Origin of the sequence: Sporosarcina jeotgali, from assembly GCF_033304595.1 — a bacterium.
Classification (GTDB): Bacteria; Bacillota; Bacilli; order Bacillales_A; family Planococcaceae; genus Sporosarcina; species Sporosarcina jeotgali.
Map to the genome: position 1 here is coordinate 868,806 of NZ_CP116341.1, position 26,854 is coordinate 895,659.

Below are 26,854 nucleotides of genomic sequence, written 5' to 3' on the forward strand. Positions count from 1 at the left end.
TATCTGAAAATTCTATCGTTAAAGAGAGGAGAACAGATGGCTCAATTTCATTTAACACCGAATTCTGTACAAGAAGTATTAGAGACACATGATGAAGATGTGATTGTAACTAACCACGAAGGTATTATTATGAAAGCGACCCGGATCAGCGGGCAACGATATGGAATTGAGGCAGAAGACTTAATTGGCAAATCTGTTTATGAACTTGAAAAAGAAGGGGTTTTTTCTCCCGCTATAACGCCGCTTGTACTAAAAGAAAAAAAGAAAGTCGTTCGAATCCAAGACACGAAATCAGGTTCAAAGATTTTGATAACAGGGATGCCGTTTTTTAATTTTAACGGAGATGTAGACTATGTCATTAGCTACTCTTATGATGTATCTGAATTGCTGGTCATCCAGGACTATATGAAAGAAATTGACTATGCCATGTCTAAAGCGCAAGAAGAAGTTCAGTATTTACGCAGACAAATGTTTACGAAGAAAGATTTTGTTATGAGAAGTAAACGTACACAGGAGGCTTTCACAACTGCACATCGTGTTGCAGGGCTTGACGTCTCTGTTGTTGTATTTGGTGAGCAAGGGACGGGGAAGACAACGCTTGCAAAAGAAATTCATAAGGAAAGTACTAGAAGTAATGGGCCGTTCATCGAATTGGATTGCGCAACCGTTCCGGAATCTTTGTTGTTAAAAGAGCTGGTTGGAGAGCAGGAAGAGGGGCAGCCGGTTGTCCTTGGGCTTTTAGGAATTGCAGAAGGCGGGACATTGTTTCTGAAAAATATTGATAGACTGGCTCTTCATTTGCAAACAAAGCTTGTGAAGATTGTGAAAGAAGAACGTTTTCAGCCATTTGGATGTGATGTATATCGATCTTTGAATGCACGTCTCATCTCTTCGACTGAATCCAATTTACAAGAAGCGGTGACGCAACGGACGTTTTTGAGTGAATTGTATTACTTACTCAACATCGTACCGATTCAGCTAAATCCGTTAAGAGAAAGGATTGAGGATGTAAGCGCTCTCATATCATATTTCCTCCAAACGTTTACAGTGAAATATAAAACGAAGAAAATGATTACAGACGAAGTGTTTGCCCAGTTGTTACAGCTGGAATGGAAAGGGAATATCCAGGAACTGCGTCACGTTATCGAGCGTATGGTAGTTCATAGTGAAGGAGAAGTAATTGGAGTCCATGATCTGCCTCTTGAATACCGAATATCAGAAGACGAGTTTTCTGAGTTCAATTTTGAAGGGGAAACGTTGCCGGATATTTTAGAACAAGTGGAGATGCAAGTCATATGCAGAGCGAAAAAGCGCTATAGAACAACGACTGAAATGGCCAAGATTTTAGGAATCAGCCAACCGTCAGTCGTTCGTAAGTTAAAGAAATATACACAATCGGAATCTGATCAATAACTATTGCGTTGTATAAATATTCGATTTGGTATATATTTATTCACTAATACTATTGAACAGTAATACTTGGAGGTTATCCTATGCAAAAACAAACAGATACAGAGCAAAACTGGATTCACATGGTGGATTCGATTGGAAACTTTTTAGCGCCGAGTATGGCGAAGGATCATCCGAATTTGCCGGTGGTAAAAGCAGAAGGATGTTATTACTATGGGGTTGACGGAAGAGAGTACTTAGATTTCACTTCAGGAATTGCAGTTGAAAATGTTGGGCACAGACATCCATTGGTAGTGCAGGCCATTAAAGACAGTGCAGATCATCTTATTCACGGACCGTCAGGCGTCATTATCTATGAGTCTATATTGAAACTGGCTGCAGAACTTCAGCAAGTATTACCGCCTAAACTGGATAATTTCTTTTTTGCAAACAGTGGAACAGAAGCAATCGAAGGAGCACTTAAGCTTGCGAAATATGTGACGAAACGCCCTTATGTAGTTTCCTTTACAGGCTGTTTCCATGGCCGTTCGATTGGAGCGCTCAGTGTAACGACTTCAAAAAGTAAATATCGTAAGCATCTTCAACCATCATGGCTGGCTTACCAGCTGCCCTATGCCCTCCCGGAATATCTGCCTGAAGGCGAGGACCCGGATGTATTCTATGCTGAAAAGCTTGAACGGGATGTGAAGGAACTCTTTAGTCATCAAGTCGATCCGGAAGAAGTTGCTTGCATGATCATCGAGCCGATTCTTGGTGAAGGCGGCTATATTATCCCTCCAGCTTCATGGCTGAAGAAAATTCGAGAGATCTGTGATCGTCACGGGATTCTGCTGATCTTTGATGAAGTTCAAACTGGATTCGGCCGCACGGGAAATTGGTTTGCGGCACAAACTTTCGGTGTAACACCGGATATTATGGCTGTAGCAAAAGGGATCGCAGCAGGGTTGCCGCTAAGTGCAACGATTGCTTCAAAAGAATTAATGGATCAATGGCCGCTGGGAGCACATGGTACCACGTTTGGTGGAAATCCGATTGCTTGTTCAGCAGCTCTCGCTTCACTGAAAATTATGAAAGAAGAAAAATTACTTGAAAATGCTCAAGAAATGGGCGCATATGCAATGGCAAAGCTGCTCGAGATGAAGGAAGAGTTATCTGTTGTTCGGGATGTACGGGGTGTCGGACTGATGATTGGCATCGAATTAGGTGATCCGAAAACTGGTGAGGCTTCTGGGGATGTAGTTATGGAAGTTCTCGACAAGTGTTTGGCTGATGGTGTGTTGTTCTATCTTTGCGGGAACTCGGGTGAAGTAATTCGAATGATTCCGCCTCTAACAATCACCAAGAATCAAATTGATAAAGGTATTGATGTGTTGAAGACTGCCATTCAATCAGTTTCAAACTAAAAGGGGGAAATGCCATGTCTGTTGCGTTCAAAGGGGAAAACACACGTTCAAAAAGTGCTGTTTGGAAGTTTTTGATTCCATCACTTATTGGTGTATTACTATTTTTAGTACCTATCAAGGTGAATGGAGAAGTGACAATCGGGGTTGGGGTCCTCGCTTCGTTGCTTCTGGAAGGGGCAGGGGATTATATTCCCCACTTTATATTAATCCTGCTGGCTTTCACAGTTGCATTCACACTTTTAACCGTTGCATTTAAGCCATCTATAATTATCAATCGACCATTTTTAAGAAACGTATTCTTAGTCGGCTGGTTCGGAATTACAACTCGGGTATTCGGTCTCGCGGTTGGAGTTATGGCTTTCTTTGAGATAGGACCGGAGTTCATTGCTTCTCGTAACACGGGCGGGGTCGTGTTATATGACTTAGCTCCAGTTTTATTGACATGGTTCTTGTTTGCGGGTATTTTACTGCCGCTCTTAGTTGAATTTGGTCTAATGGAGTTTGTCGGGGCTTTGCTGAAGAAAATTATGCGTCCGTTATTTACACTTCCTGGCCGTTCATCTATTGACACCATGGCATCATGGATGAGCGCGGGGACTGTTGGTGTGTTAGTTACGATGAAGCAATATGATGAAGGCTATTATACAAAGCGTGAAGCAGCAGTTATTGCCACTACGTTTTCTATTGCTTCGGTTGCGTTTTCTCTAGTTGTCGCAAAGGTTGCGAAAATCGATCATTTGTTCATTCCATTTTATATTACCGTTTCCATAGCAAGCGTTGTCGCTGCTATCATTATGCCTAGGATTCCCCCGCTTTCAAGAAAAGCAGATACCTATTATGAGCCGGTTGGTCAGCGAATCGATGAAGTACAGCCTAAGGGTGTTTCGAATATCCAATGGGGATGGAGACAGGCATTGGATAAGGCAAGTACTGCAAAAAGTCCAATGGGATTAGCGAAAGATGGTGTCCAGACAGTATTAGATATCTGGCTGGGTTTGATTCCGCTTGTGATGAGTCTCGGTGCACTTGCACTAATTGTTGCTGAATTCACACCGGTTTTCAGTATCATTTCATATCCTCTTGTTCCGATATTGGAACTCATGCAATTACCGCAAGCAGCTGAAGCGGCACCAACGATGTTAGTTGGATTTGCAGACATGTTCTTGCCTGCAGTAATCGGAGGATCGATTGACGCAGAAATTACACGATTCGTTGTAGCAGCACTTTCGTTAACACAATTAGTCTATATGTCAGAAATCGGAATTCTAATTTTACGTTCTAATATACCTGTTTCAATTGTTGATCTGTTTATTATCTTTATAGAGCGCACAATTATTACGTTGCCGATTATCGTGCTGATTGCACACTTATTCGTTTTTAACTAATAAAATGAGCTTTATCGATAAAGCATGAAACAGATCTAAGGGTGATAACGCTCTTATTTTTTACACAAAGATGAAAAAACTTTCACAAATAATAACGAACCCATTTAAAAAGCTGTCCCGAAAAGTCAATTCATGACCTTTTGAGACAGCTTTTTGTTTTATAGTAACCTTATTTCACCATATAACCCCAATGCATCGTGAACAGTGTCCCGAAAATCGTGACAAGTCCTACAAACAAGGCGTATAGGATATTCATATACAGCGTCTTGCTCTCTGCGTTTTCTTTCACGTGCATGAACAGGAACAATTGCAATCCGGCTTGTACTAAGGCGGTTACAACGAGTATCGTCATCCCTGCAGTAAATGATAAGTCAAACAGTACGGTTACGAGCGCTACAAGTGATAACAGCAGGGAGAATAAGAATCCCATTACGTGCTGTGGAGGAAACAATTGTTTCATCTTACATCAGTCCTTTCAAATAGACGAAGCTGAAGATGAAAATCCAAACAACGTCAAGAAAGTGCCAATACAAAGAGAAGATGAACGACTTATTCGCGGTTTCAGGTGTGAATCCGCGTTTCTTGATTTGCAGTAAAATTGCACCGCCCCAGAGAAGACCGAACGTTACATGCAATCCGTGTGTTCCCAGAAGAGTGAATAACGCAGATAGGAATCCGCTCGTCTGAATCGTTGCGCCTTCGCCAACGTACGTGACGAATTCATATACTTCGACTCCAAGGAATGCTGCACCAAGTACTAATGTGATGCCAAAGAAAGTCATCATTGGTTTCTTCAAGCCAAGCCGCATGGCATGTACACCTAACCCAATCGTGAAACTGCTGGAAAGAAGCAGGATTGTTTCGATCATGACTGGACTTAGATGGAACAAATCAGAAGCGGAAGGTCCGACATTCGTATTGCCTTGTAACGTAAAGTACACGGCAAACAAAGTGGAGAAGAGGGCGATTTCCGCCCCCAGGAAGATCCAGAATCCGAGGATCTTCATTTTGTTTTCTTCGGTACTATATTCCATTGGTACTGAGTGATCAATTTTCATGCTGTTCACCTCGCAATGCGTTTTCTGTCCGTTCGATTTCCTCAACAGAAATGTAACGGCCATGATCTTTTTCGAATGAACGGTAGGCAAGTGTTCCTAAAATCACCACTCCAAGGACAATCGCTGGAATCCACCAGCTGAATACCATGAAGAAGCCCCATAAGAAGAATGCTGCACCCATAATGACAGGCAGACCGCTATTATTCGGCATATGGATAGGCTCGTACTTACCGGTCGCGAGTGGTTTTCCTTCTTTTTTCGCAAACCAGTGAGCATCCAATTTATTTACAGTAGGAATCAACGCAAAGTTATACTCCGGTACTGGGCTATGTGTGCTCCACTCAAGTGAACGCGCATCCCACGGATCGCCTTTGATATTTCTCGGGCTGTAACGAACGCTCCAGTAAATATTGTACACAAGGATGATGAAACCGATTGTAAGACCGAGTGCACCGACCATGGAGAGCATGTTGAGTGCGCCGTACCCAGTACTTTCAGAATACGTATACATCCGACGTGTCATTCCGTTTAGTCCAAGAATGAAGAGAGGGAAGAACGTAACGTTAAAGCTGATTGTGATAAACCAAAATGACAGTTTCCCGAGCTTTTCGTTTAACATGAAACCGAACACTTTCGGGAACCAGAAATGGAATCCTGCGATTACCCCGAACACTGTACCCGGAATCAATACGTAGTGGAAGTGGGCAACTAAGAACATCGTATTGTGATACTGATAGTCAGCGCTTGCCATCGCAAGCATGACTCCAGTCACTCCGCCGATTGTGAAGATTGGAATGAATGCCAATGCATACAACATCGGGGTCGTGAAGCTGATCTTACCTTTACGCAGCGTGAACAGCCAGTTGAATATTTTTACACCGGTCGGAATCGCAATCGCCATTGTTGTAATGGAGAAGACACTGTTGACCATAACGCCGTGACCCATTGTATAGAAGTGGTGGGCCCATACAACGAACGAAAGAAGTGAAATCGCAACCATACTGACGACCATGGATTTATAGCCGTACAGGTTTTTACGAGCGAATGTAGAAATGATTTCACTGTAAATACCGAAAGCAGGCAAAATAACGATATATACTTCAGGATGTCCCCAAACCCAGAATAGGTTGGCCCAAAGCATGTCCATCCCGCCGCTTTGCATGGCGAAGAATTGAGTGCCGAATTGTCGGTCAAGTGTCATCAATGCAAGTGCTACTGTTAAAACAGGGAATGCAAAGACGATAATGACGTTTGTGATCAATACAGACCACGTAAACATCGGCATTTTCATAAGTGTCATACCAGGTGCACGCATTTTTAAGATTGTCACCAAGAAGTTGATACCTGTTAGCAACGTACCGATTCCGGCAATCTGCAATGCGATTGAATAGTAGTTATTCCCGACAGTCGGACTGAATTCAAGACTCGCAAGCGGGAAGTACGCAGACCATCCGGCATCCGGTGAACCGCCTATGACGAATGAAATATTAAACAGCATAGCTCCCGCGAAGAAGAGCCAGAAGCTGACTGCGTTCAATCTAGGGAATGCAACATCACGTGCTCCGATTTGAAGCGGTATCACGACGTTCATTAATCCGATAATGAATGGCATTGCCATAAATAGGATCATAATGACACCGTGTGTCGTAAAGATTTCGTTGTAATGCTGGCCATCCAGCAATCCGTTATCAGGAATAGCAGTCTGAGCACGCATTAAGAGTGCATCGACGCCTCCGCGGAAGAGCATAAGGAGTGCAGCGAGAATGTACATGACTCCGATTTTCTTATGGTCAACGGTAGTTAACCAGTTTGTCCAAAGCCAATTCCATTTTTTAAAGTATGTGAGCGCAATCGGGATTGCGAGAGATACAACAACAATACTTACCATTGCTGCGTAAATCATCGGTTCACCGGTTACGAAAAATTCGTCCCATTTCATATCGTTGAACTCCTTTCGTTTGTTACGTAATTGAAGGGCAGGCTGGATTTGCTATGCAGGCACTTAGTGCGCATCATGATCCATATCCATATCCATATCCATATCCATATCCATATCCATATCCATATCCATATCCATATCCATATCCATATCTTCATGTCCTTCGTGCTGGTCATCAGTTGAAGTAGCTCCTCCATGATGATGTCCGCTATGTTCTCCTTCAGGAGCAGGTCTGAATTCAAGGTGGTTAGAAGAATAGGTCTTGCGGCCAACGTGTTCAGCTTTTAACAGATCGTCGAACTCATCTTCAGTGAGTTTTGGAGCTGTTGTTTTCACGTCATTGACCCATTCCTTGTAATCAGCGTCTGACAGAGACTGCGCTTCGAATTCCATTTGGGCAAAGCCTTTACCGCTGAAGTTTGAATTTTTCCCCATAAATGATCCTGGGACGTCTGCAGACATATGGATTTTAGTGACCATGTCACTCATCGCATATTTTTGACCTGCTAATTGTGGAATCCAGAAACTTGTAATCGGACCATATGAATACAATCTAAATTCAATTGGGCGGTTAGCGGGGAAATTCACATAGTTAACTGTCTCAATTCCTTCTTCTGGATAGCTGAAATGCCATTTCCAGTTAGAGGAAGAAGCGTAAATGACGACTGGCTTTTGATCTGCATAAGCGACAGATTTTTGTTCCACTGTACTAGTGGAAGAAACTGTGATTACTGAAAGAATCACCACGATGATGACTGGAATGGTTGTCCAAATGATTTCTAACCATTTGTTGCCTTCCTCGTGAGGCGGCTCGTAATCGTCAGGCAATTTTGATGCGCGATACTTCACTAAAACAAAGGTATAAAGTACATACACAACAAAAAGGATGCCTGCCATCATAGCGATTGAAAACAGGATAGTGCTCGATAATGTCCTGGCTTGCGGACCTTTTGGATCGAATATGAGCAGTGGGTTGTCACAACCGGCAAGTAAAATGGCTGTAATGGAAAATAGCGTTAATGCTATCCACTTTTTCTTCATGATAGAACTCCTCTCAAGGGTAAGATGGTGACAATGGAAGTCAATGTAGTTAGCCATCAAAATATATTCAAATAATTAAAAACGGCCTGTATTTTTCAAGAAACTGTAAAACAACTTCCGTGCGAACTTTATAATAGTACCGTTAAACGATGATTACAATGCTCAATTGGGTATGTCACAAAAGGTTCTTATCTATTCCGATTCATGAGCTCAACGCTTGCGTTACCCATTAAATGGGTGTTAGTATAAAAACAAATTTGTCTAAAAAGTTATTAGAAATATAGAGTTTTTTAGGTAAGTCGGAGTCTTATGAGGATTATAGAAGTGACAAGGATGTCCATTTTTAGGCAAACAAAAACAGCTTTTCTTTTCGCGTAAAGCAAAAGAAAAGCTGTTTTATGTATCGAAGTCTTTTAGAGAAACACGTGGATCAAATCGATTCTCCAAAATCAGTTCATAACCTCTTTAGAAAGTTCTTCATCTCTAAAATATAGGAAGTGCTCTTCCTCCAATTCACTCATCCGCTCTTTGTTCCATCCCGCTGCCAAATTTCCTTCGAAAATTGTTTCCCACCAAGTATCAGTCGTTGTCATCATAAGTTCCTCCCTTAAAGAATGTGGTTGGTTGCTTGTTATACACTCTTTACCCAAACTCTGTTTAGATCAAAACGTAGTTCTAAAAAAGGCTTCGATAGTCCTGTTACGAAATTCCAATTTTGAAGAACTGCCTGATGAAGTTAGTATATGATTCGACAGCAAATGTTAACCTGCGTATTTTGTCGGAATTAATGACTTAGAAAACAGATCCTTTTGAATGATTGACTTTCGATATGGTTTTTGATAGTGGGTGGATTAGATTTTTGCTTAACGCATAAAAGGCAGTTAAGATAGAAGGAACCGAATTAGAGGAGGAACGCCCATGAACTTTACATCTAAAGACGTAGAAACAATAATCAATCATCAGCATGATTTTTATTTTTCCGGGGCAACCCGTCCTGTTGAATTCAGAAAAGAAATGTTAAATCGCTTAAAAGAAGCAATACAAGAACACGAGCAAGAAATCGAAAAAGCACTATACCGCGACTTGCGAAAAAATCCTTTCGAATCATATGTCACTGAAATCGGATTTGTTCTTTCGAGCATTGGCCACGTATTGAAACACTTGGATGAATGGATGGAACCTGAAACCGCCAAAACACCATTATATTTACAACCAGGGAAAAGCTATGTCATACGAGAACCATATGGATCAGTTTTAGTGATCGGGCCATTCAACTACCCGTTTCAACTTGTCATGGAGCCTATTGTAGGGGCGATTGCTGCTGGAAATTGCGTGGTTGCCAAACCATCAGAAGCTGCACCGCATACTGCTGCTGTCGTCAAAAAGATTCTGGAACAGCATTTTCCGCCAGAGTATGTTCGTGTTGTGGAGGGGGCAAAAGAAGAAACGTCTGCATTAATACATGCGCCGTTTGATTCCATTTTCTTTACTGGCAGTGTAGCTGTAGGGAAAATTGTCATGAAAGCAGCCTCCGAACGGTTAACGCCGGTTACGCTTGAACTTGGCGGGAAAAGTCCTGCAATTGTCGATCAGACAGCCAATTTAAAGATTGCTGCAGAAAGGATCGTCTGGGGGAAATTTTCAAACGCTGGTCAAACTTGTGTTGCACCGGATTATATAGTGGCTCATCACTCAATTAAAGAACCGCTGTTAAAAGAGATTAAAAAAGCAATACGGCGTTTCTACGGAAAAGATGCATCTGTCAGCAAAGATTATGGACGGATCATCAATGAAAAACAATTTGATCGGCTGCAAGCGATTCTTAACAAAGAACAGCGTACCGTGACGATGGGCGGAAACACTGACCGAGCGGACTTATATATCGAGCCGACTGTCCTGGAAGGGATTCGTTTTGACAGTCCTTCAATGGAAGATGAATTATTCGGACCCATACTTCCGGTGCTTGAATATGAAAATTTAGGTGCAGTCTTGCATCGGATTCGAAAAATGCCAAAACCGCTGGCGGGATATATTTTTACTGAAAATGAAGATGCAGCTGCTTACTTTACGGATCAGCTTCCATTCGGCGGCGGCTGCATTAATGATACAATTTCTCATGTGGGCAACATTCACTTGCCGTTTGGAGGAGTAGGATCATCTGGACAAGGTAATTATCATGGGAAAGCAAGTTTTGACGTCTTCACTCATGAGAAAGCGATGTTGAATCGCAGTTCCGCGATTCCAATGAGAGCTGCTTTTCCTCCATATGGAAATAAGCTGAAATACATTAAACCGTTGATTCGTTAAGATCAGCGGTTTTTCTATGGATTCGTTATTTCAGCCATGACGCAGGCCGTAAAAAAACGTATAATGAATTCATTGCCTAAAAAACAGCAGCAGGTTACCTATTTTATAGACCGCTGCAAGGGTTGGCTGAACGGAGGAGTACAATGAATACAAAAGAATTATTGGCGATTTTGCCAGTTAAACGAGTGGCGGGAGCACTGCCGGAAGAAGTCACGGATTTGACGACAGACTCGCGAGCTGTCAGTGCAGGCGGTATGTTCGTCTGCATCGAAGGGTATACGGTAGATGGCCATCGCTTCGTTGGATCAGCTATCGAGTCAGGTGCCCGAGTAATTATTGCATCCAAGCCGATTGAAGTCGATTTGGATAAAGCGGCAGTTGTATATGTCGAAAGCACATCGAGAGCTATCAGTCTGCTTGCTTCTGTATGGTGCGGGTATCCTTCTAAACGAATGAAAATGATTGGTGTTACTGGAACGAACGGGAAAACGAGTGTCAGTAATATCATTCATGGTATTTTAATGGGAGCGGGCGAACGTTCTGCTGTGTCTGGTACGATTGGATTCAACTTGGACGGTGTACTGTATGAAACTGAAAATACAACGACTGATGTCCTAACGACTCAAAAAATGATTGCACGAGCAGCTGAAGAAGGATGCGACACAATGACAATGGAAGTTTCGTCTCATGGTCTAATAGAAGGACGAATGGCCGGAACAGAATTTGACATTGCAATCTTCACAAACTTGACTCATGATCACCTGGATTTCCATGGTACGATGGAGAACTATGGAAATGCAAAAGGTCTTTTGTTTGCACAGCTGGGACAAGACTTCCAACAACACAAAGTGGCCGTGTTAAATGCGGATGATCCGTGGCACACTAAGATGAAAGAGATGACATCTTATCCTGTCCTTACTTATGGAATTCATGCGGATGCGATGTTTAAAGCTGCAAATGTTAATCTCAGAACAGATGGCACATCGTTTACGCTTTGCTGTCCCGAAGGGGAATGGGAAGTAGAAATGCGAATGATCGGGGAGTTCAGTGTCTCAAATGCGCTTGCAGCGATTACTGCACTTTATGCAAAAGGACTCGCAATCCCTGATATTTTAGCGCCGCTTCGTTACCTTGCTCCCATTAAAGGCAGAATGGAACGAGTGGAAACTGAACTTCCGCTAACAATCTATGTAGATTATGCTCATTCTGCAGACGCGATTGAAAAAGCGATTGATGCAGTGCTTCCGTACAAGTCAGCTGAGTCAAAGCTGATCTTTGTCATCGGTACAGGCGGAAACCGGGATCGGAAAAAACGTCCTGTAATGGCTGAAAAGGCATCGGCAGCGGATTATGTGATTTTAACTACAGATGATCCAAGGGACGAGCCGTATGATTCGATTACATCTGAACTTGCAGCTGGCATGGTACATAAACAATTTGCATGTATCGGAGATCGGGAAGCTGCTGTACGGCATGCGATTGAAGTAGCGGACGAAGGAGATATCATCATCTTTGCAGGTAAGGGACATGAAGATTTTCAAATTATCGGATCAACAAAATATCCCCACTCCGATGCAGCGATTGCCCTCGAAGAAGCGGGAAAGAAATTTGGAAAAGGCTTGATCGGCAACTAAATGCCGGGCTCGTATACGAAGGAGAATAAAGAAATGACTAAAAATATGCAAGAGGAAATTGCTTCAAGAAGAACGTTCGCCATTATCTCTCACCCGGATGCCGGCAAGACGACGATGACAGAAAAACTTCTTTATTTTGGCGGCGCAATTCGGGACGCTGGAACAGTTAAAGGAAAGAAGAGCGGGAAGTATGCAACGTCAGACTGGATGGAGATTGAAAAACAACGGGGGATCTCTGTAACCTCTTCTGTTTTGCAGTTCGATTATGATGGGAAACGGGTCAATATTCTGGATACACCAGGACACGAAGACTTCAGTGAAGATACGTATCGTACACTAATGGCGGTGGATGCAGCGGTTATGATGGTGGACTCTGCAAAAGGAATCGAGCCGCAGACTATCAAGCTGTTCAAAGTATGCCGTATGCGCGGTATTCCTATTTTTACGTTCATTAACAAGATGGACCGGCAAGGTAAAGAACCATTAGAGTTAATGGAAGAACTTGAAGAAGTACTCGGTATTCAATCTTACGCAATGAACTGGCCAATCGGTATGGGTAAAGAGTTCATGGGAATTTACGATCGCTATAACAATCGTATTGAACAAGCGAGAGTTGAAGGGGAGAACAAGTTTCTTGAGCTGGACGATGAAGGTCAATTGGCTAAGCCTCACCCTATGATGGAGACTTCTTATTACAAGCAAGCAGTTGAAGATGCATTGTTATTAGAAGAAGCCGGGAATTCATTCGACGAAGCCCGAATTGCTAAAGGTGAACTTACGCCTGTATTCTTCGGAAGTGCTTTGACTAACTTTGGTGTTCAGACATTTTTGGAGACGTTTTTAAACTTTGCTCCATCACCGCAGCCGCGTATTACAGAAAACGACCAGTATGTCGATCCTATGATGGAAGAATTCTCTGGATTCATCTTTAAGATTCAGGCAAATATGAACCCTGCCCACCGGGATCGTATTGCATTCGTTCGAATCGTTTCTGGTGCGTTCGAAAGAGGGATGACTGTTAATATTCCTCGTATCGGGAAGACGGTAAAATTAAATCAAACGACACAGTTTCTTGCAGATGACCGTGAAACAGTGAATGATGCAGTAGCAGGAGATATTATCGGTTTGTACGATACCGGAAACTATCAAATTGGCGATACTGTCGTTGGCGGAAAATCCACTTACCTATTTGAAGCTTTGCCTCAGTTCAACCCGGAGTTATTCGTTAAAGTAACTGCGAAGAACGTAATGAAATCGAAACACTTCCACAAGGGGATTTTACAGCTTGTGCAAGAGGGCGCGATTCAGTATTATAAAACGCTTCATACAGAAGAAGTTATACTTGGAGCGGTTGGACAGTTGCAATTTGAAGTGTTCGAACATCGTATGAAAAATGAATATAATGTCGAAGTTCAAATGGAGCATATTGGCTCAAAGGTCGCTCGTTGGATTGAAAACGAATCAGACGTAAAAGAATCCATGACAGGTCCGCGTTCTATGCTCGTAAAAGATCGTTTTGATAACTTCGTATTCCTTTTTGAAAATGACTTTGCGATGCGCTGGTTCGGAGATAAATTCCCTGATATCCGTTTATACAGCTTGTTATAATCTGTGGACACTATCAAAAACCCGTTACATATTTGTGTACGGGTTTTTTGACTATCTCAAAATTTTTAAACGTTCTGTTTGAACTAAAGCGTTGCATTGCATATGATGAAAGTACTGTATTTCAGACAAAAGGGGACGCGCATATGAAAATTAGCGATTTTTCGATTAAACGCCCAGTATTCACGATTGTCACGATGTTTTTAATCATAATTCTCGGGGCAGTATCTTTTTTTAGAATACCCGTAACACTTATTCCGGACTTAAATCCTCCTGTCGCCGTGGTCGTAGCAAATTATGGAGGCGCTTCGCCAACGGAAGTGAGTGAAAAGCTGACGAAGCCGCTGGAAGAAAGCCTATCCACAGCTCCAGGATTGAAATCATTGCAATCTACTTCTCAGGAAGGCGCGACACTTGTCTTTATGATGTTTGACTGGTCTGCTGATATCGATGACGTTCAGCTCGATATCTTGCAGCGAATTGACCAGGTGCCTGTGCCTGAAGGAGCGGATAAACCCCGCTTCATGAAGTTTGATCCATCCCAATTCCCGGTCATTCAACTCTCTCTTAAAACAGCGTCTGACGATGTCGATATTCGAAAGATTGCAGAAGAGCTGGAGACGGAATTACGCCAGACTGAAGGCGTCGCCAGTGTAAGTGTATCTGGTAAGCTAGTGGAAGAAATTCAAATCGTATTAGACGAAGCGAAACTAGAAAAGAATGGTATTACACAAGCTGACGTAGTCCAGGCCGTTCAAGCTTCTAACGTAACGATGCCAGGAGAGCCAGTAAGCGCATCTGGCGGAAAGCAGCTGACAACACGGATTATCAGCAGCCTCAGTTCAGAGGATGATGTAAAAAACGTCATTATCGGACCTAATGCTGTAACGGGTAAGCGGATGCTTGTAAAGGACGTTGCAACCGTAAATCTTGCGGAGGCCAACAGCGGCACTTTGACTCGTGCAAATGATCAGCAGGCTGTTTTGCTCTCGGTTCTGCAAGAATCAGGTGCGAATACTGCAGAAGTATCGAAGTCTTTTAAAAAATCATTAGATAATTTGCTGGATGAGGATCAATTTAAAGATGTAAATGCGGATATATTGTTTGACCAGGGAGATTACGTCAAGCTGGCGATCAATAATATCGGGCAATCCCTCATTCTCGGGGGACTTTTCGCCATGATTGTGCTGTTCTTCTTCCTTAAAGGAATTAGAAGCCCGATTATTATAGGGGTTGCAATCCCTTATTCAGTAATTGTCACTTTCGTACTTATGTTTTTTGCTGATTTCTCGCTCAATATTATGACGCTCGGAGCGTTAGCGCTCGGAATTGGAATGCTTGTCGATAATGCAATTGTCGTCATTGAAAACATTGAACGGCACCTTGCAATGGGCAAAGACCGTAAAGTTGCTGCAAGTGAAGGGGCAAAAGAAGTTGGCGGGGCAATTATTGCCTCCACTTTAACGACACTGGCTGTCTTTGTTCCGGTTATTTTCATTAGCGGATTAATAGGACAAATCTTTACCCAATTTGCGTTAACTATCTCATTCAGCCTATTTGCATCACTGGTTGTTGCATTAACGGTAGTACCGATGATGGCAAGCCGCATGTTGCGGAAGCCTCGCCGCAATGTCGAAGCTCGCCGGCGGCGCTCAAAAACACTCAATACTTTTGAAAAGTCTATAAAGTGGTCATTAGCGCATCGCTTCCTCATTCTAGCGATGACGGTAGTTTTGCTTGGCGCCAGTGCGTTTGGATTGTTTAAGGTTGGAACAGAATTCCTGCCATCAACAGATGAAGGGTTTTTCAGTATTAACGTAGACCTTCCAAATGGCTCCTCACTTGAAACCACAAATGCTGCTGTGAAAAAAGTAGAAGACGTCTTGAAAGAACAAAAAGATGTGGACGTATACGTCAGCCTTGTGGGCGGTACCCAGCAATCCATGGCGCAAGGAGGCTCGCAAGCGGATACAGCGGAGATGTATGTGAAGCTGAAGCCGCTGGACGAGCGTGATCGCTCCGTGTTCGAGTTCATGGATGATGTGAAGCCGAAAGTAAACAAAGCAATTGGCGAGACTGCTGAAGTAAGCTTTAATGTACAAGCTGCTGCGGGTTCCAGTCCAAATACGTTATCGTTTGCGATTGAAGATACAAACGAATCCCGGCTAAACGATGCAACTGCTAAAATCGATGCAGCTCTAAGGGATTTGGATGGAGTCACAGATGTATCGAACAATTTAATGGATACTGTTGAAGAAGTTCAAGTAACTGTCGATCCGAAGTTAGCTGCTGATTTTGGATTAGTTCCGTACCAAGTCGCTCAAACGATCACAGACGTTACTAGAGGCACATTTGCGACTCAGATTGTGGATGAAAAAGATCAAGTACTGACCGTAAATGTTCAGTACGACAAAAAGTTTTATAAGGATACCGATGCTTTACGGAAGATTAAGCTCCGTACGCCTGCCGGACAATTTGTCAAATTGGGACAAATAGCGAAAATTGACATAGCTGAAGGTCCTGTCGCCATTCAACGTGTAGATCAGGCACATTCCGTTTCATACGATGTGAAGTATGAAAATGATCGTTCACTTGGTGAAATGACTAAGTCTGTAAATGAGGCGATTGATGAACTGAAATTGCCGGATGAAGTGAAGATGTCTTACAGTGGAGATCGTGAGTTATTTGAGAGCGCAGCAAATGACATGATGCTGGCACTCATACTCGCAGTCGTGCTCGTGTATATTGTAATGGCAGCACAGTTTGAATCATTCAAATACCCATTTGTTATCATGTTCTCGGTTCCTTTAATGGTGATTGGCGTAGCGATCGGTTTGTTTGTAACAAACACACCAATCAGTGTTACATCGATCATAGGAGTTCTTGTGCTGGTAGGAATTGTTGTGAACAACGGCATTGTCCTTGTTGATTATATTAATCAGCAAAAGGAAAAGGGGATGGCATCGTATGATGCGATCGTCATATCCGTGAAAAACCGTGTGCGTCCGATTCTAATGACAGCACTAACGACGATTCTTGGATTGCTGCCGCTTGCACTTGGTATCGGAGAAGGTACAGAGATTAACCAGCCGATGGGGATTGCCGTAATTGGCGGACTTATCAGCTCGACATTCTTGACCCTCTTCATTGTGCCGATTATTTATAGTCTGTTCGATAAAGAAACGAGAAGAAGAGCGCGCCCTAAACAATCTGTTGATAACTCAGACAGCTGATTTGAAAAGCAGAGGAGCGAATCCTCTGCTTTTTTCTAAGGAAAAGGATAGGACAATCATTCATAGTTTTGTTTGATATCTCATAGAATATGAATATCTGCAAAGGAATGTTTTGGTGAAAAAAACAGCAGCTACTCAATTCAATTCTCCTAGTGGGTCCATATTGTGTCAAAACGAAAACATCTCAATGAAAATGATATGAAAAAGCAGATGTTTAGTTTACAGAAGAGCCGATGCTTAGTATAATAAATGGAGAAAAGTACCCAACAACTGAATGTCTTTGACGTTTGTCAAAGGGGAGTAGCTATAGGGAAACCTATTTCATAGTCGTCAATACATGGTGATACAGCGCCATCGGTTATGATAGCTGGATTTTTTACAAATTCCGACTTAGCGAGACCTTTGCCTTTTATTAGGTGAGGGTTTTTTTGATTGAAAAAAAGGAGGAATTTTTCTTGGAAACAATTTTTTTGGAGTATGCCTGGGTACTGCTTGTACTAATCGTATTGGAAGGTCTTCTTGCTGCAGATAACGCAGTGGTTATGGCGGTTATGGTAAAACACCTTCCGAAATTACAACAGCAAAAGGCATTGTTTTATGGACTGTTAGGGGCATTTGTTTTCCGATTTGCTGCTTTGTTCTTCATCACATACCTTGTGAATTATTGGGAAATTCAAGCATTAGGTGCCATTTACCTGTTGTATATTTCAATGAAAAATATTTATGATCAAAGACATCATAAAAGTGAAAATCCGACTAAGAAAAAACGAAAAGAATCTGGTTTTTGGTTTACGGTATTGAAAGTGGAGCTTGCAGATATTGCATTTGCACTGGATTCCATGCTTGCAGCAGTAGCGCTTGCCGTTACACTTCCAGAACTAGGGAACTTCCACATTGGCGGCATTAACGGCGGACAGTTCACTGTCATGCTGATTGGCGGCATTATCGGGCTAATCTTAATCCGATTTGCTGCTCGTCAATTTGTAACGTTGCTTGAAAAATATCCGGCTCTTGAAACAGCAGCATTCCTCATTGTTGGCTGGGTAGGTGTAAAGCTTGCGGTAATGACGCTTGCACATCCGAATGTGCACATTATCGATACGGAATTCCCGCACTCGACTGTATGGAAACTTATTTTCTGGACAGTTCTTGCTGCGATCGCAATTGGCGGTTATTTAACAGCTGTTGCAAGCAAACGAAAAACTTCAAAGTAACCAATTTTAACTGCCCGGCGCGAATCTATTTTCGTGACGGGCAGTTTTTTTGCAATGAAAAGAAGTGCGCAGCAGATTCTAAATACCGGGTTGAGAAAGAATCAGAATGCCGATGCTAAAAAGGAACTGAATATCGCTGTCAGGATAAATTCGAGTATGGTATGATTATGTCCTCCTGAAGGAAAGGATCGGATACTACATGAAACTTAACCGTGATAGTTTACGCAGGTTCACACCTGCTCAATTAATCGTATTTTATTACTTTTTAGCGATCGCATTTTCTTTTTTGTTATTGAATTTGCCGGGCGTTTACAATCCAGGTGTAAAAGTTTCATTCATTGACAGCTTATTCACCGCAGTGAGCGCCGTAAGTGTGACAGGATTAACTCCTATTAGTATTGCGGGTACCTATTCTGTATTCGGGCTATGTATGCTGATGCTCGTCTTGCAATTAGGCGGAATTGGCATTATGTCGATTGGCACATTCTTTTGGCTGCTTGTGAAGAAGCGCATCGGCTTGCGAGAACGGCAGCTCATTATGGTGGATCACAATCAATATACGCTGGCAGGCGTCGTACAGCTTATTAAACAAATTGTACGGATTATTTTCCTCATCGAACTAATAGGCGGAATTGTCCTGACCATTTATATTATGCCTTTGTACGATAAGTTTTCAGAAGCATTATTGAATGGGATGTTTTTATCAGTTTCAGCTACTACGAATGCAGGCTTTGACATTACGGATGCTTCTTTGTTACCGTACTTCAATGATTATTTTGTTCAAAGTGTCATCATGATGCTGATTATTTTAGGAGCTATCGGTTTTCCTGTTCTGGTCGAAGTGAAAAGTTTCTTTTCAAAAAAGGTACCTCATTTTCGTTTCTCACTATTTACTAAAATTACGACTGCAACCTTTGGAATTTTGTTAGTTGTTGGGGCACTGATGATTTATGTGTTGGAATCCTTTCACTCGTTTAAAGGAATGTCGTGGCACGAAAAGATATTTTCATCTCTATTTCACTCAGTTTCAGCACGATCTGCAGGATTAACGACGTATGATATTACTAGCTTTAGTGATGCAACTGACATCGTTATTAGCTCACTGATGTTCATCGGTGCTTCTCCCAGTTCTGTTGGCGGGGGAATTCGAACAACGACATTTGCAATAGCTGTTTTATTCCTTATTAACTTTGCCAAAGGTAAAGATGTCATTCATATTTTTAAAAGACGAATAAAACTTGTCGACATTTTTCGCTCATATGCTGTCATTTTACTCGCTGGTTTCATGGTCATGACTGCTCTTCTCATCTTGTTAGTTACAGAGCCCGGAGTACCTGTTGTTTCTTTGTTGTTTGAAATTACCTCTGCTTTTGGAACATGCGGTATGTCACTTGGAATTACGTCGGATCTCTCCATCCCAGGTAAAATTATCATTATGGCCTTAATGTTTATAGGGCGCGTTGGACTCATTTCTTTCCTATTTACATTAGGAGGAAAGGTGAACAAAACTTCCTTCCGTTACCCGAAAGAACGAGTTATTATAGGATAAATGGATCTGTATTAAGAAAAAAGAGTATGTTGAATCATTCGAAAAGTGATTTTTTATTTCTTGGATTAACTATGGATGGAAGAAAGTTTTAGTAATATGATCCCGAAGGCCTATATAACGAAATGCTGAAATATGGAATAATCTGAATTATATATAGTGAAACGTTAGTCACAGATGTAATAATTCATGGTAGTATTTCATATCTTGTCTTAACAGTCTTGGGAGGGTATAAAATGCTGGAACAAATAGAAAATGTGAATGGATATGAATCCCTTTTCGTTATGGACAACCGTCATCCTTGTATTTTGGTCGGCATGGATGGTGTCATTGCAGAAGCAAATCTATTATTCACCAATAAATTTATATTGGGGAAGAATGATAACTTTTTATCGCTGCTTAAAAGCAGCGGCATTAGCAGCTGGAATGACTTTAAAAAAGGTTGTGTAGAAACCAAAGTAGGGATGTTTGACAACCTTGTAATGACTTCTGTCGGAAATATTGAGTTTTTATGTAAAACACATATTTTTTACTCAAGTGAAACGAAACAAGCTGTTTTAACTTTTGTGCTTCCTGCTTTATGTACAGATCTCCCGTTGACCGCTTACGCCCAGTGCTTTACACATGCCTCAAATTTAAAAGTCATTGTTAATGATGAAGGATATATCGTTGATGTTAATAATAAGATTAGTGATGTATTCAATTTAACCAGAAGTGCTGTTATTGGGAAGCGTATTCAAACTTTGTATAGAAAGTTCAATACTCAAAAAAGAAATGCCGAGGCTCAATATGCGACGCATTTGAATACCCTTAAAACATATGGAGAAGTAAAAGTTACAGAACGATTTGAAAGTGAGCCGAATACGATTCAGTTCTTGGAAATACATGCTACCTATAATTCCGACAGTAATCTGTATTTCGTTGACATTCAGGATTGCACGGAAGTGGAAATGCTGCGCAGGCAGCTGGACCACTCCGGATCACTTTCCACAGTCGGACAAATGGCAGCAAGTATTGCACATGAGATCCGAAATCCGATGACAACGCTGAAAGGCTTCGTTCAGCTTATGGAGGTTACTGCGACTGGGGATACAGCTAAGTATTTGTCAGTAGTAGACGATGAGTTGAAACGAATGGAAGCCATCTTAAACGAAATGCTAATGCTATCAAAACCCTCTGAAGAAAAGATTTCAGAATTCTCATTAGGAGTATTGATTACAAAAGTTTTGGAAATTATGAAACCCAAAGCCATGTTTGAATCCATTCAGATCGACTGGCATGATGCTTCCTTCTGCAATTCGATGATCCATTCAAATGCGGATAAGATTAAACAAGTTCTCTTGAATATTTTTAAAAATGCATTTGAAGCAATGGAACCAGGAGGCATTTTGACACTCAAACTAGAAAAAGATGAAGGAACTTCCTTTACCCTCTCAGTACGCGATACAGGAAAAGGAATGTCTCCTTTACAAATTAAGAATATTTTCATGCCTTTTTTTACGTCCAAACCTGAAGGAACTGGTTTAGGACTCCCATTTGTTTTGAAAACAATGGAAGACTTGGGCGGTGCGGTTGCTGTTTCTAGCGAAGCAAACAAAGGAACCACGTTTACTTTGGCATTTCCTCGACATTATTTAGAAAGCTGTACAATCAGCGAGAACTATACAGCGAACTAACGATGCAGGTTTTATTTTGACGAATTGTTATTCGACCGATTATACTAAGCTCATAGATCAAATTGGAAACAGCAGGTGAATAATAATGGGGAATGCAAACGAACGCGCACTTAAGTTATTCGTTGTACTATCGCGAGCGAATAAAGTGCTGCATGAAGAGACGAATCGGCTAATTTCATCTAAAGGGTTGAATCCGACCGAGTTTGCGGTTCTCGAGTTGTTGTACCACAAAGGAAAACAGCCTATCCAAAAAATTGGTGAAAAGATTTTAATGCGCAGCGGTTCGATGACCTATGTCATCAATAAGCTGGAATCGAACGGTTATTTGCAGCGTGAAGTCAATTCTATCGACAAACGTGTAACGTATGTAGAAATTACTGTCCAGGGCACACAGTTAATGGATTCATTGTTTCCCGGACACGCAGAAAACATTAATAGTTTGCTTTCTTCGTTAAGCAGTGAGGAACAGGATCAGGCGACTCGACTGCTTCAAAAACTAGGAGTCTCAATTCGGGATTTATCTTCAAAAAAAGACTGAACGGCGTAATTACGCCGTTCAGTCTTTTAACATCCGTTTACTTTGCTTCAATCGTTTCTGCCATCTTCAAGAATTCTTCGTAATAGCTTTCATCGTTGTTGTCATACATCATGACGCGGACAACCATATCCCCTTTTTGGTAAATCATAGCTGTTATCGGACCTTCAGCAGAGGTTACACGATAGGCTTGTACTTTTTCCAAGTCTTTGTTTGTTGGAAGTTGTGCGGCATCTGTCAATTCAACAGGAGTTGCATCTGTACTGGTAGCTGCAAGTGTCTCCGTCATGTTTTCAACGGCTTTGTCAAAATCAGTATCTGCTGCCGACATTGTTCCGATGACCATATACTTATCTTCTTGTTCTTTAAGATAAAGAACATCACGTCCCGGTTCCTCACTCGTCAATTCATAAGCAGGAAGCACTTGAATTTTGAAGTCTTGCTCATCACTATCTGTTTCAACAGCGCCTTCTAAGGCAGCTGCGTCCTCAGCATCACTGCTGTCAGATTCGGATTCGGATGAATCACTAGTTGCATCATCTTCAGCTGCTTCTTCGTCGCTTGCTGTATCTTCATCGGCAGCTTCTGTATCCGCTGTTTCACTTCCAGCGGCATCAGATTCTTCAGTACCTGTATCTTCCGCTTGGTCCGTATTTTCAACGGTTGTCTTATCGGTGTCTTCCTCGCTTGTATCCGTTCCGCAAGCGGCCAATAAAAGTGAGGCAGACAGTGCTGTGTAAAGTAATTTTCTGTTTTTCATACGTTCATCTCCTCCTTATTCAATTTGACGCAATCCTATAAGAAAAGTTTCAATCTTCTTTTTTTTGCAGGATTGTGTAGCGTTTATGATTGACGACTGTTTTCTCTTCCAGACCTAATTCTTCGAAGTTTTCCATGTACGTTAAGTTCACAATAACCGAGTTATCATTTACTTTTTCAACAATGCCCTGTAATCCATCTTTGAACTCGATAAGTGTTCCCACTTCTGCGATATCCAACTCTTCCATTTCTTCCATCTGATTCAACTCCTTTTGAAATCGATTAAAACTAGTATACTTAACAAAAGTAATACAGGTAAAGTATCACGAAACGACCGATTGTACAAATGATTATTGTTTTAAAAATCAATTGTCGCTAATTGTCGAAAGGTTTTGACACAAATGAAATTGATATATGGTACTATATAGTAAGCTTTGCAATAAATCGTCGGGAGGGCTGTCTATGGATAATCTGGAATGCAAAATTGAATTGATTCGCAGGGAACTCTTGAAGACTGCAGAAGAAAGAGGTCTCTCCTCCAAAGAGACGGTCAACTTGAGCGTGGAATTGGACCACTTACTGAATGATTATTCTTATGATGAAAAGAGCATGAATGGTAAGCATAGCATTCACGAAAGAAGAACATCTGAAAATAATAAAAAGTTTGGTTGAATATGTTTAAAACTCATACAATAGGGCATATTATAGTTGAACACAGCAACATTCTCATTTCCCCCTTTTGATGACGGTCCTTTCCCAGGGCCGTCTCTTTTTTGTGTTCAGGCAGAAAAATCACTGTATTTAGGGTATTATTAGAAGAGTGGGCCAATTTTAAAAAAGGGGAATCAGGAAACATGAAAACTATTTCATTTATCGGTACAGGCGTGATGGGTGCCAGTATCGTCAATCATTTGCTTCAAGCAGGATATCCGGTAACAGTATATACACGTACGAAGGAAAAAGCGGAGCCGCTTCTTGCTGCAGGTGCAAAGTGGGCTGCTACCGTAGCACAAGCAGTTCAAGATGCAGAACTAATCTTTACAATGGTTGGAATGCCCGCAGATGTTGAAGACATCTATTTGGAGGATAATGGAATTATTGCGAATGGAAAGAATGGACAAATTGTAGTGGACATGACAACTTCCAGTCCAGCGCTTGCTAAGAAAATTGATCTGGCTGCTGCTGAAAAAGGAATGACTTCACTTGATGCACCTGTTTCGGGTGGTGATGTAGGAGCAAAAAACGGAACACTTTCAATTATGTGCGGCGGAGAAGAGTCAGTTTTTGAACAAGTTAAACCGATTTTCTCCTTGTTTGGAAGCCAAATTATACTTCAAGGCGGAGCGGGAGCAGGGCAGCATACAAAAATGAGTAACCAGCTTGCTATTGCAACTAATATGATCGGCGTATGTGAGGCGCTTGCTTATGCTGAGAAAGCAGGATTGGACCCGGAACGTGTCCTGGAATCCATTTCACCCGGAGCTGCAGGATCTTGGTCGCTCTCAAATCTCGGACCTCGTATGCTTGCAGGGAATTTCGAACCTGGCTTTTATACGAAACATTTCCTGAAGGATTTACGCATTGCGCTCGATGAAGCAAATGCGATGAAATTGGATTTGCCAGGATTACAACTTGCAATCAATCTTTACGAAGAACTTATGGCTAAAGGGTATGGAGATAAAGGTACCCAAGTTCTTTTCAAAAAGTATCAATAATAAAAGGGACACGCCTGTTTACAAGGCGTGCCCCTTTTAATGTTTGCCATCCAAATAAGAAGACCGGAAAACTTCGGTGTTTGAAACCCTTCTGGCTTTTTTCTTCATAGGTTTTTTAACTGATGGTGCAGGAGTAATCTCCTGTAAAGTCCCTGTAAAATTAGTTAGGAGTTCGCGAGCAGCCTTTAAGCTCATACGCTCTTGAGGATTCCTGAACTCCATATCTTGCTCGCCTAAATGCGGTAACTGTGCGAAGTCTTCTTTTTCAGGGAGAGTGTGAAAGAGGAATTGCTCACATTTGACGAGGACAGTGGAATGCTGTTTGCTGTACTTTGGATTTTCTACAAAATGCAGTCCGACTTTTTCAGCGCCGCCAGTTTCAAGAAGTTTTGCGATTGCTGCTTTCTTCAATTGATAAAGCGGACGATTATCCGGAGCGGTTTTTGCATGCCGGTTAACGGTATAGATTGCTACTGCTAGTTCACGCAGTGAATTGGCATCTGCCAATATGTAAACCCCCCATCTCATTTTTATAAAACATCAATTTGACAGTATTGTACTAGGAAATTAGAAATAAGTATACAAAAAGCGATAAAGATTTTTAAGTTAGATTGAACACTAGAAGAGAAATACAAGGATACTCGAAGTAGATGTAAAGTAATCTGAGTTGTGGTACAATTTGAATGAGTATTCATTCATTTTACAAGGGGGAATTAAAAATGGACGAGAAAAAAGTAATTATCGTTACTGGCGGGTCAAATGGAATGGGGAAATACATGGCAAAGAAATTTGCTCAAGACGGGGCAAATGTCATTATCACCGGCAGAGATATGGAGAAGTTGAATGCAGCGAAAGAAGAAATTGGTGAAAATGCGTATCCATTTCAAATGGACGTGCGTGAAATAGAAACAATTGAAGCGCTCATCCAATATGCTGACAAGACGTTTGGCAAAATTGATGGTCTTGTGAATAATGCAGCAGGAAATTTCATCGTTCAAGCTGAAGACCTGTCTCCAAACGGTTGGAAATCTGTGATTGATATTGTGTTGAATGGAACGTTTTACTGTTCAAGTGCAGTGATGAATTATTGGAAAGAAAAAGGTCAAAAAGGTGCAATTTTGAATATGCTGGCTACGTATGCATGGGATGCAGGTCCCGGAGTAGTTCACTCTGCTGCAGCTAAAGCAGGGGTTATGTCGCTGACACGCACTCTCGCAGTTGAATGGGGCAGAAAATACGGCGTGCGGGTAAACGGAATCGCACCAGGTCCGATTGAGCGGACAGGCGGGGCGGAAAAGTTATTCCAATCAGAAAAAGCAGCTCAGCGTACAATCCAATCTGTGCCATTGGGCCGTGTAGGCAAGCCTGAAGAAATCGCCGAACTTGCTGCCTTTATTATGTCTGACAAAGCTTCCTACATGAATGGCGAAATCGTTACATTGGATGGCGGGCAATGGCTGAACCAATATCCGTTTTAATGGATAGGTTGCCCTGTAAGTGCACATCCTATTTCAACAGGAAGTAAAATGAATCCTGTTGAGGAGGGAAACGATTGTTTGACATTTGGGCGATTCCAATTGGTGTTGTCATTGCATTGATCGTCATCATTGGAGTGTTATCGATTCGTAAAAAACCGGATTATAATCCGGAAGGTGTACTTAACAGACAGGATAGAAGTGTCGCGAAACCGATAGAGGACCATCCATTCACACTGAATCCAATTTTGTGGGTCATTCTTCTAGCCGCACTATTTGCTGTTATTGTTATTTTTTACTACTGGGCCTCTTTCTCATAAGAAAGAGGTTTTTTCGATTGAACTGGTAATTGTTGATCGAGATTCCTACACGACTTCTTCATTTTTCAGCACGCTCTATGATATAGTAGAAGTGCAGCATTGCTTGAAGTAAATTGCTGCTGGAGGAGCGATTTAAATTGGTTGCTTTGAATAATAGTGACTTTTTGGTTATGCCGATATCCGACTATCTGATTTCTTCTGAAAAAGTTGCGCATGTACAGGTTGGAAATAATGCAGAACATGCTTTACTCGTCCTGACAAAGACGGGGTATTCAGCGATTCCTGTTCTTGACGCAAAGTATAAATTAAGAGGTTTGTTAGGCATTGGAATGATTACAGATGCAATTTTAGGGTTAGAACGGATTGAATACGAACGTCTTTCAGATCTAAAAGTAGACGACATAATGCAGACGGATTTACCATTAATCCGAACGACGGACCGGTTTCAAAAAGGATTAGACTTACTTATTAATCATACGTTTTTATGTGTAACGGAGGAAGACGGTACATTCGCTGGAATCTTAACCCGCCGTGTGATGTTGAAGCAGTTTAAGAAGTATATATATAGCTCAAGATAAACTGCACGTGAATACAGTTAT

The 26,854-nt window shown here is 41.7% G+C and carries 24 protein-coding genes; 16 read left to right on the forward strand and 8 right to left on the reverse strand.

Annotated elements, in window-relative coordinates; all coding sequences use genetic code 11:
- Positions 1 to 36 precede the first annotated feature (36 nt).
- The 3 genes from PGH26_RS04000 (at position 37) to PGH26_RS04010 (ending at position 4,198) form a co-directional block, all read left to right on the forward strand.
- Positions 37 to 1,413 (forward strand): sigma 54-interacting transcriptional regulator, encoded by a 1,377-nt coding sequence (locus tag PGH26_RS04000; RefSeq protein ID WP_323692733.1) that lies wholly within the window; start codon positions 37 to 39, stop codon positions 1,411 to 1,413.
- A gap of 80 nt (positions 1,414 to 1,493) precedes the next feature.
- Entirely contained in the window at positions 1,494 to 2,813 is a 1,320-nt protein-coding gene (locus PGH26_RS04005) for an aspartate aminotransferase family protein (RefSeq protein ID WP_323692734.1), read from the forward strand.
- A 14-nt stretch (positions 2,814 to 2,827) separates the two neighbouring features.
- Positions 2,828 to 4,198: a YjiH family protein gene (locus PGH26_RS04010; RefSeq protein ID WP_323692735.1), complete on the forward strand. Its 1,371-nt coding sequence runs from the start codon at positions 2,828 to 2,830 to the stop codon at positions 4,196 to 4,198.
- Between the two features lie 169 nt (positions 4,199 to 4,367).
- On the opposite strand, the gene qoxD is transcribed toward PGH26_RS04010, so the two are convergent.
- The 5 genes from qoxD to PGH26_RS04035 form a co-directional block, all read right to left on the reverse strand.
- On the reverse strand, positions 4,368 to 4,658 hold the full coding sequence (gene qoxD / locus PGH26_RS04015) for a cytochrome aa3 quinol oxidase subunit IV (protein WP_323692736.1): 291 nt from the start codon (positions 4,656 to 4,658) through the stop codon (positions 4,368 to 4,370).
- Between the two features lies 1 nt (position 4,659).
- A complete protein-coding gene (gene qoxC, locus PGH26_RS04020; RefSeq protein WP_323692737.1) occupies positions 4,660 to 5,256 on the reverse strand; it encodes a cytochrome aa3 quinol oxidase subunit III in 597 nt (198 codons plus the stop codon).
- The gene (qoxB, locus tag PGH26_RS04025; protein WP_323692738.1) at positions 5,246 to 7,195 is read right to left on the reverse strand and encodes a cytochrome aa3 quinol oxidase subunit I; all 1,950 of its coding nucleotides are present in this window, start codon (positions 7,193 to 7,195) and stop codon (positions 5,246 to 5,248) included. The genes qoxC and qoxB overlap by 11 nt, the downstream gene beginning before the upstream one ends.
- Positions 7,196 to 7,258: 63 nt before the next feature.
- Positions 7,259 to 8,236 carry a cytochrome aa3 quinol oxidase subunit II gene (gene qoxA / locus PGH26_RS04030; protein ID WP_323692739.1) on the reverse strand — a complete coding sequence of 326 codons (978 nt, stop codon included), beginning with the start codon at positions 8,234 to 8,236 and terminating at the stop codon, positions 7,259 to 7,261.
- A gap of 449 nt (positions 8,237 to 8,685) precedes the next feature.
- On the reverse strand, positions 8,686 to 8,829 hold the full coding sequence (locus PGH26_RS04035; protein ID WP_323692740.1) for a hypothetical protein: 144 nt from the start codon (positions 8,827 to 8,829) through the stop codon (positions 8,686 to 8,688).
- Positions 8,830 to 9,154: 325 nt separating this feature from the next.
- On the opposite strand from PGH26_RS04035, the gene PGH26_RS04040 reads away from it, so the two are divergent.
- The 8 genes from PGH26_RS04040 to PGH26_RS04075 all read left to right on the forward strand — a co-directional run bounded on the left by PGH26_RS04040 (position 9,155) and on the right by PGH26_RS04075 (position 21,989).
- On the forward strand, positions 9,155 to 10,543 hold the full coding sequence (locus PGH26_RS04040; RefSeq protein WP_323692741.1) for an aldehyde dehydrogenase: 1,389 nt from the start codon (positions 9,155 to 9,157) through the stop codon (positions 10,541 to 10,543).
- Positions 10,544 to 10,686: 143 nt separating this feature from the next.
- Complete coding sequence (locus tag PGH26_RS04045; protein ID WP_323692742.1) at positions 10,687 to 12,177, forward strand: UDP-N-acetylmuramoyl-L-alanyl-D-glutamate--2,6-diaminopimelate ligase; 1,491 nt, start codon at positions 10,687 to 10,689, stop codon at positions 12,175 to 12,177.
- A gap of 33 nt (positions 12,178 to 12,210) precedes the next feature.
- On the forward strand, positions 12,211 to 13,785 hold the full coding sequence (locus PGH26_RS04050) for a peptide chain release factor 3 (protein WP_323692743.1): 1,575 nt from the start codon (positions 12,211 to 12,213) through the stop codon (positions 13,783 to 13,785).
- Positions 13,786 to 13,928: 143 nt separating this feature from the next.
- A complete protein-coding gene (locus tag PGH26_RS04055; RefSeq protein WP_323692744.1) occupies positions 13,929 to 17,015 on the forward strand; it encodes an efflux RND transporter permease subunit in 3,087 nt (1,028 codons plus the stop codon).
- 455 nt (positions 17,016 to 17,470) lie between these two features.
- Entirely contained in the window at positions 17,471 to 18,229 is a 759-nt protein-coding gene (locus PGH26_RS04060) for a TerC family protein (RefSeq protein ID WP_323692745.1), read from the forward strand.
- Positions 18,230 to 18,428: 199 nt separating this feature from the next.
- Positions 18,429 to 19,778 (forward strand): TrkH family potassium uptake protein, encoded by a 1,350-nt coding sequence (locus PGH26_RS04065; RefSeq protein WP_323692746.1) that lies wholly within the window; start codon positions 18,429 to 18,431, stop codon positions 19,776 to 19,778.
- 233 nt (positions 19,779 to 20,011) lie between these two features.
- Positions 20,012 to 21,451, forward strand: coding sequence for an ATP-binding protein (locus PGH26_RS04070; RefSeq protein WP_323692747.1), 1,440 nt, complete (start codon positions 20,012 to 20,014; stop codon positions 21,449 to 21,451).
- 85 nt (positions 21,452 to 21,536) lie between these two features.
- Positions 21,537 to 21,989: a MarR family winged helix-turn-helix transcriptional regulator gene (locus PGH26_RS04075; protein WP_323692748.1), complete on the forward strand. Its 453-nt coding sequence runs from the start codon at positions 21,537 to 21,539 to the stop codon at positions 21,987 to 21,989.
- A 37-nt stretch (positions 21,990 to 22,026) separates the two neighbouring features.
- Here the strand turns inward: PGH26_RS04075 and PGH26_RS04080 are convergent, their stop codons facing one another.
- Entirely contained in the window at positions 22,027 to 22,746 is a 720-nt protein-coding gene (locus PGH26_RS04080; protein ID WP_323692749.1) for a hypothetical protein, read from the reverse strand.
- Positions 22,747 to 22,795: 49 nt separating this feature from the next.
- Positions 22,796 to 23,002 (reverse strand): YkvS family protein, encoded by a 207-nt coding sequence (locus PGH26_RS04085; protein WP_323692750.1) that lies wholly within the window; start codon positions 23,000 to 23,002, stop codon positions 22,796 to 22,798.
- A gap of 205 nt (positions 23,003 to 23,207) precedes the next feature.
- Here PGH26_RS04085 and PGH26_RS04090 point away from each other — a divergent pair, with 205 nt between their 5' ends.
- Complete coding sequence (locus tag PGH26_RS04090; protein WP_323692751.1) at positions 23,208 to 23,417, forward strand: aspartyl-phosphate phosphatase Spo0E family protein; 210 nt, start codon at positions 23,208 to 23,210, stop codon at positions 23,415 to 23,417.
- 182 nt (positions 23,418 to 23,599) lie between these two features.
- The gene (locus PGH26_RS04095; protein ID WP_323692752.1) at positions 23,600 to 24,460 is read left to right on the forward strand and encodes an NAD(P)-dependent oxidoreductase; all 861 of its coding nucleotides are present in this window, start codon (positions 23,600 to 23,602) and stop codon (positions 24,458 to 24,460) included.
- Between the two features lie 36 nt (positions 24,461 to 24,496).
- On the opposite strand, the gene PGH26_RS04100 is transcribed toward PGH26_RS04095, so the two are convergent.
- Entirely contained in the window at positions 24,497 to 24,967 is a 471-nt protein-coding gene (locus tag PGH26_RS04100) for a YkyB family protein (RefSeq protein ID WP_323692753.1), read from the reverse strand.
- 212 nt (positions 24,968 to 25,179) lie between these two features.
- Here PGH26_RS04100 and fadH point away from each other — a divergent pair, with 212 nt between their 5' ends.
- The 3 genes from fadH to cbpB all read left to right on the forward strand — a co-directional run bounded on the left by fadH (position 25,180) and on the right by cbpB (position 26,833).
- Complete coding sequence (fadH, locus tag PGH26_RS04105) at positions 25,180 to 25,938, forward strand: 2,4-dienoyl-CoA reductase (RefSeq protein ID WP_323692754.1); 759 nt, start codon at positions 25,180 to 25,182, stop codon at positions 25,936 to 25,938.
- A 74-nt stretch (positions 25,939 to 26,012) separates the two neighbouring features.
- Positions 26,013 to 26,255 carry a hypothetical protein gene (locus tag PGH26_RS04110; protein ID WP_323692755.1) on the forward strand — a complete coding sequence of 81 codons (243 nt, stop codon included), beginning with the start codon at positions 26,013 to 26,015 and terminating at the stop codon, positions 26,253 to 26,255.
- A 137-nt stretch (positions 26,256 to 26,392) separates the two neighbouring features.
- A complete protein-coding gene (gene cbpB / locus PGH26_RS04115) occupies positions 26,393 to 26,833 on the forward strand; it encodes a cyclic-di-AMP-binding protein CbpB (protein ID WP_323692756.1) in 441 nt (146 codons plus the stop codon).
- Positions 26,834 to 26,854 lie beyond the last annotated feature (21 nt).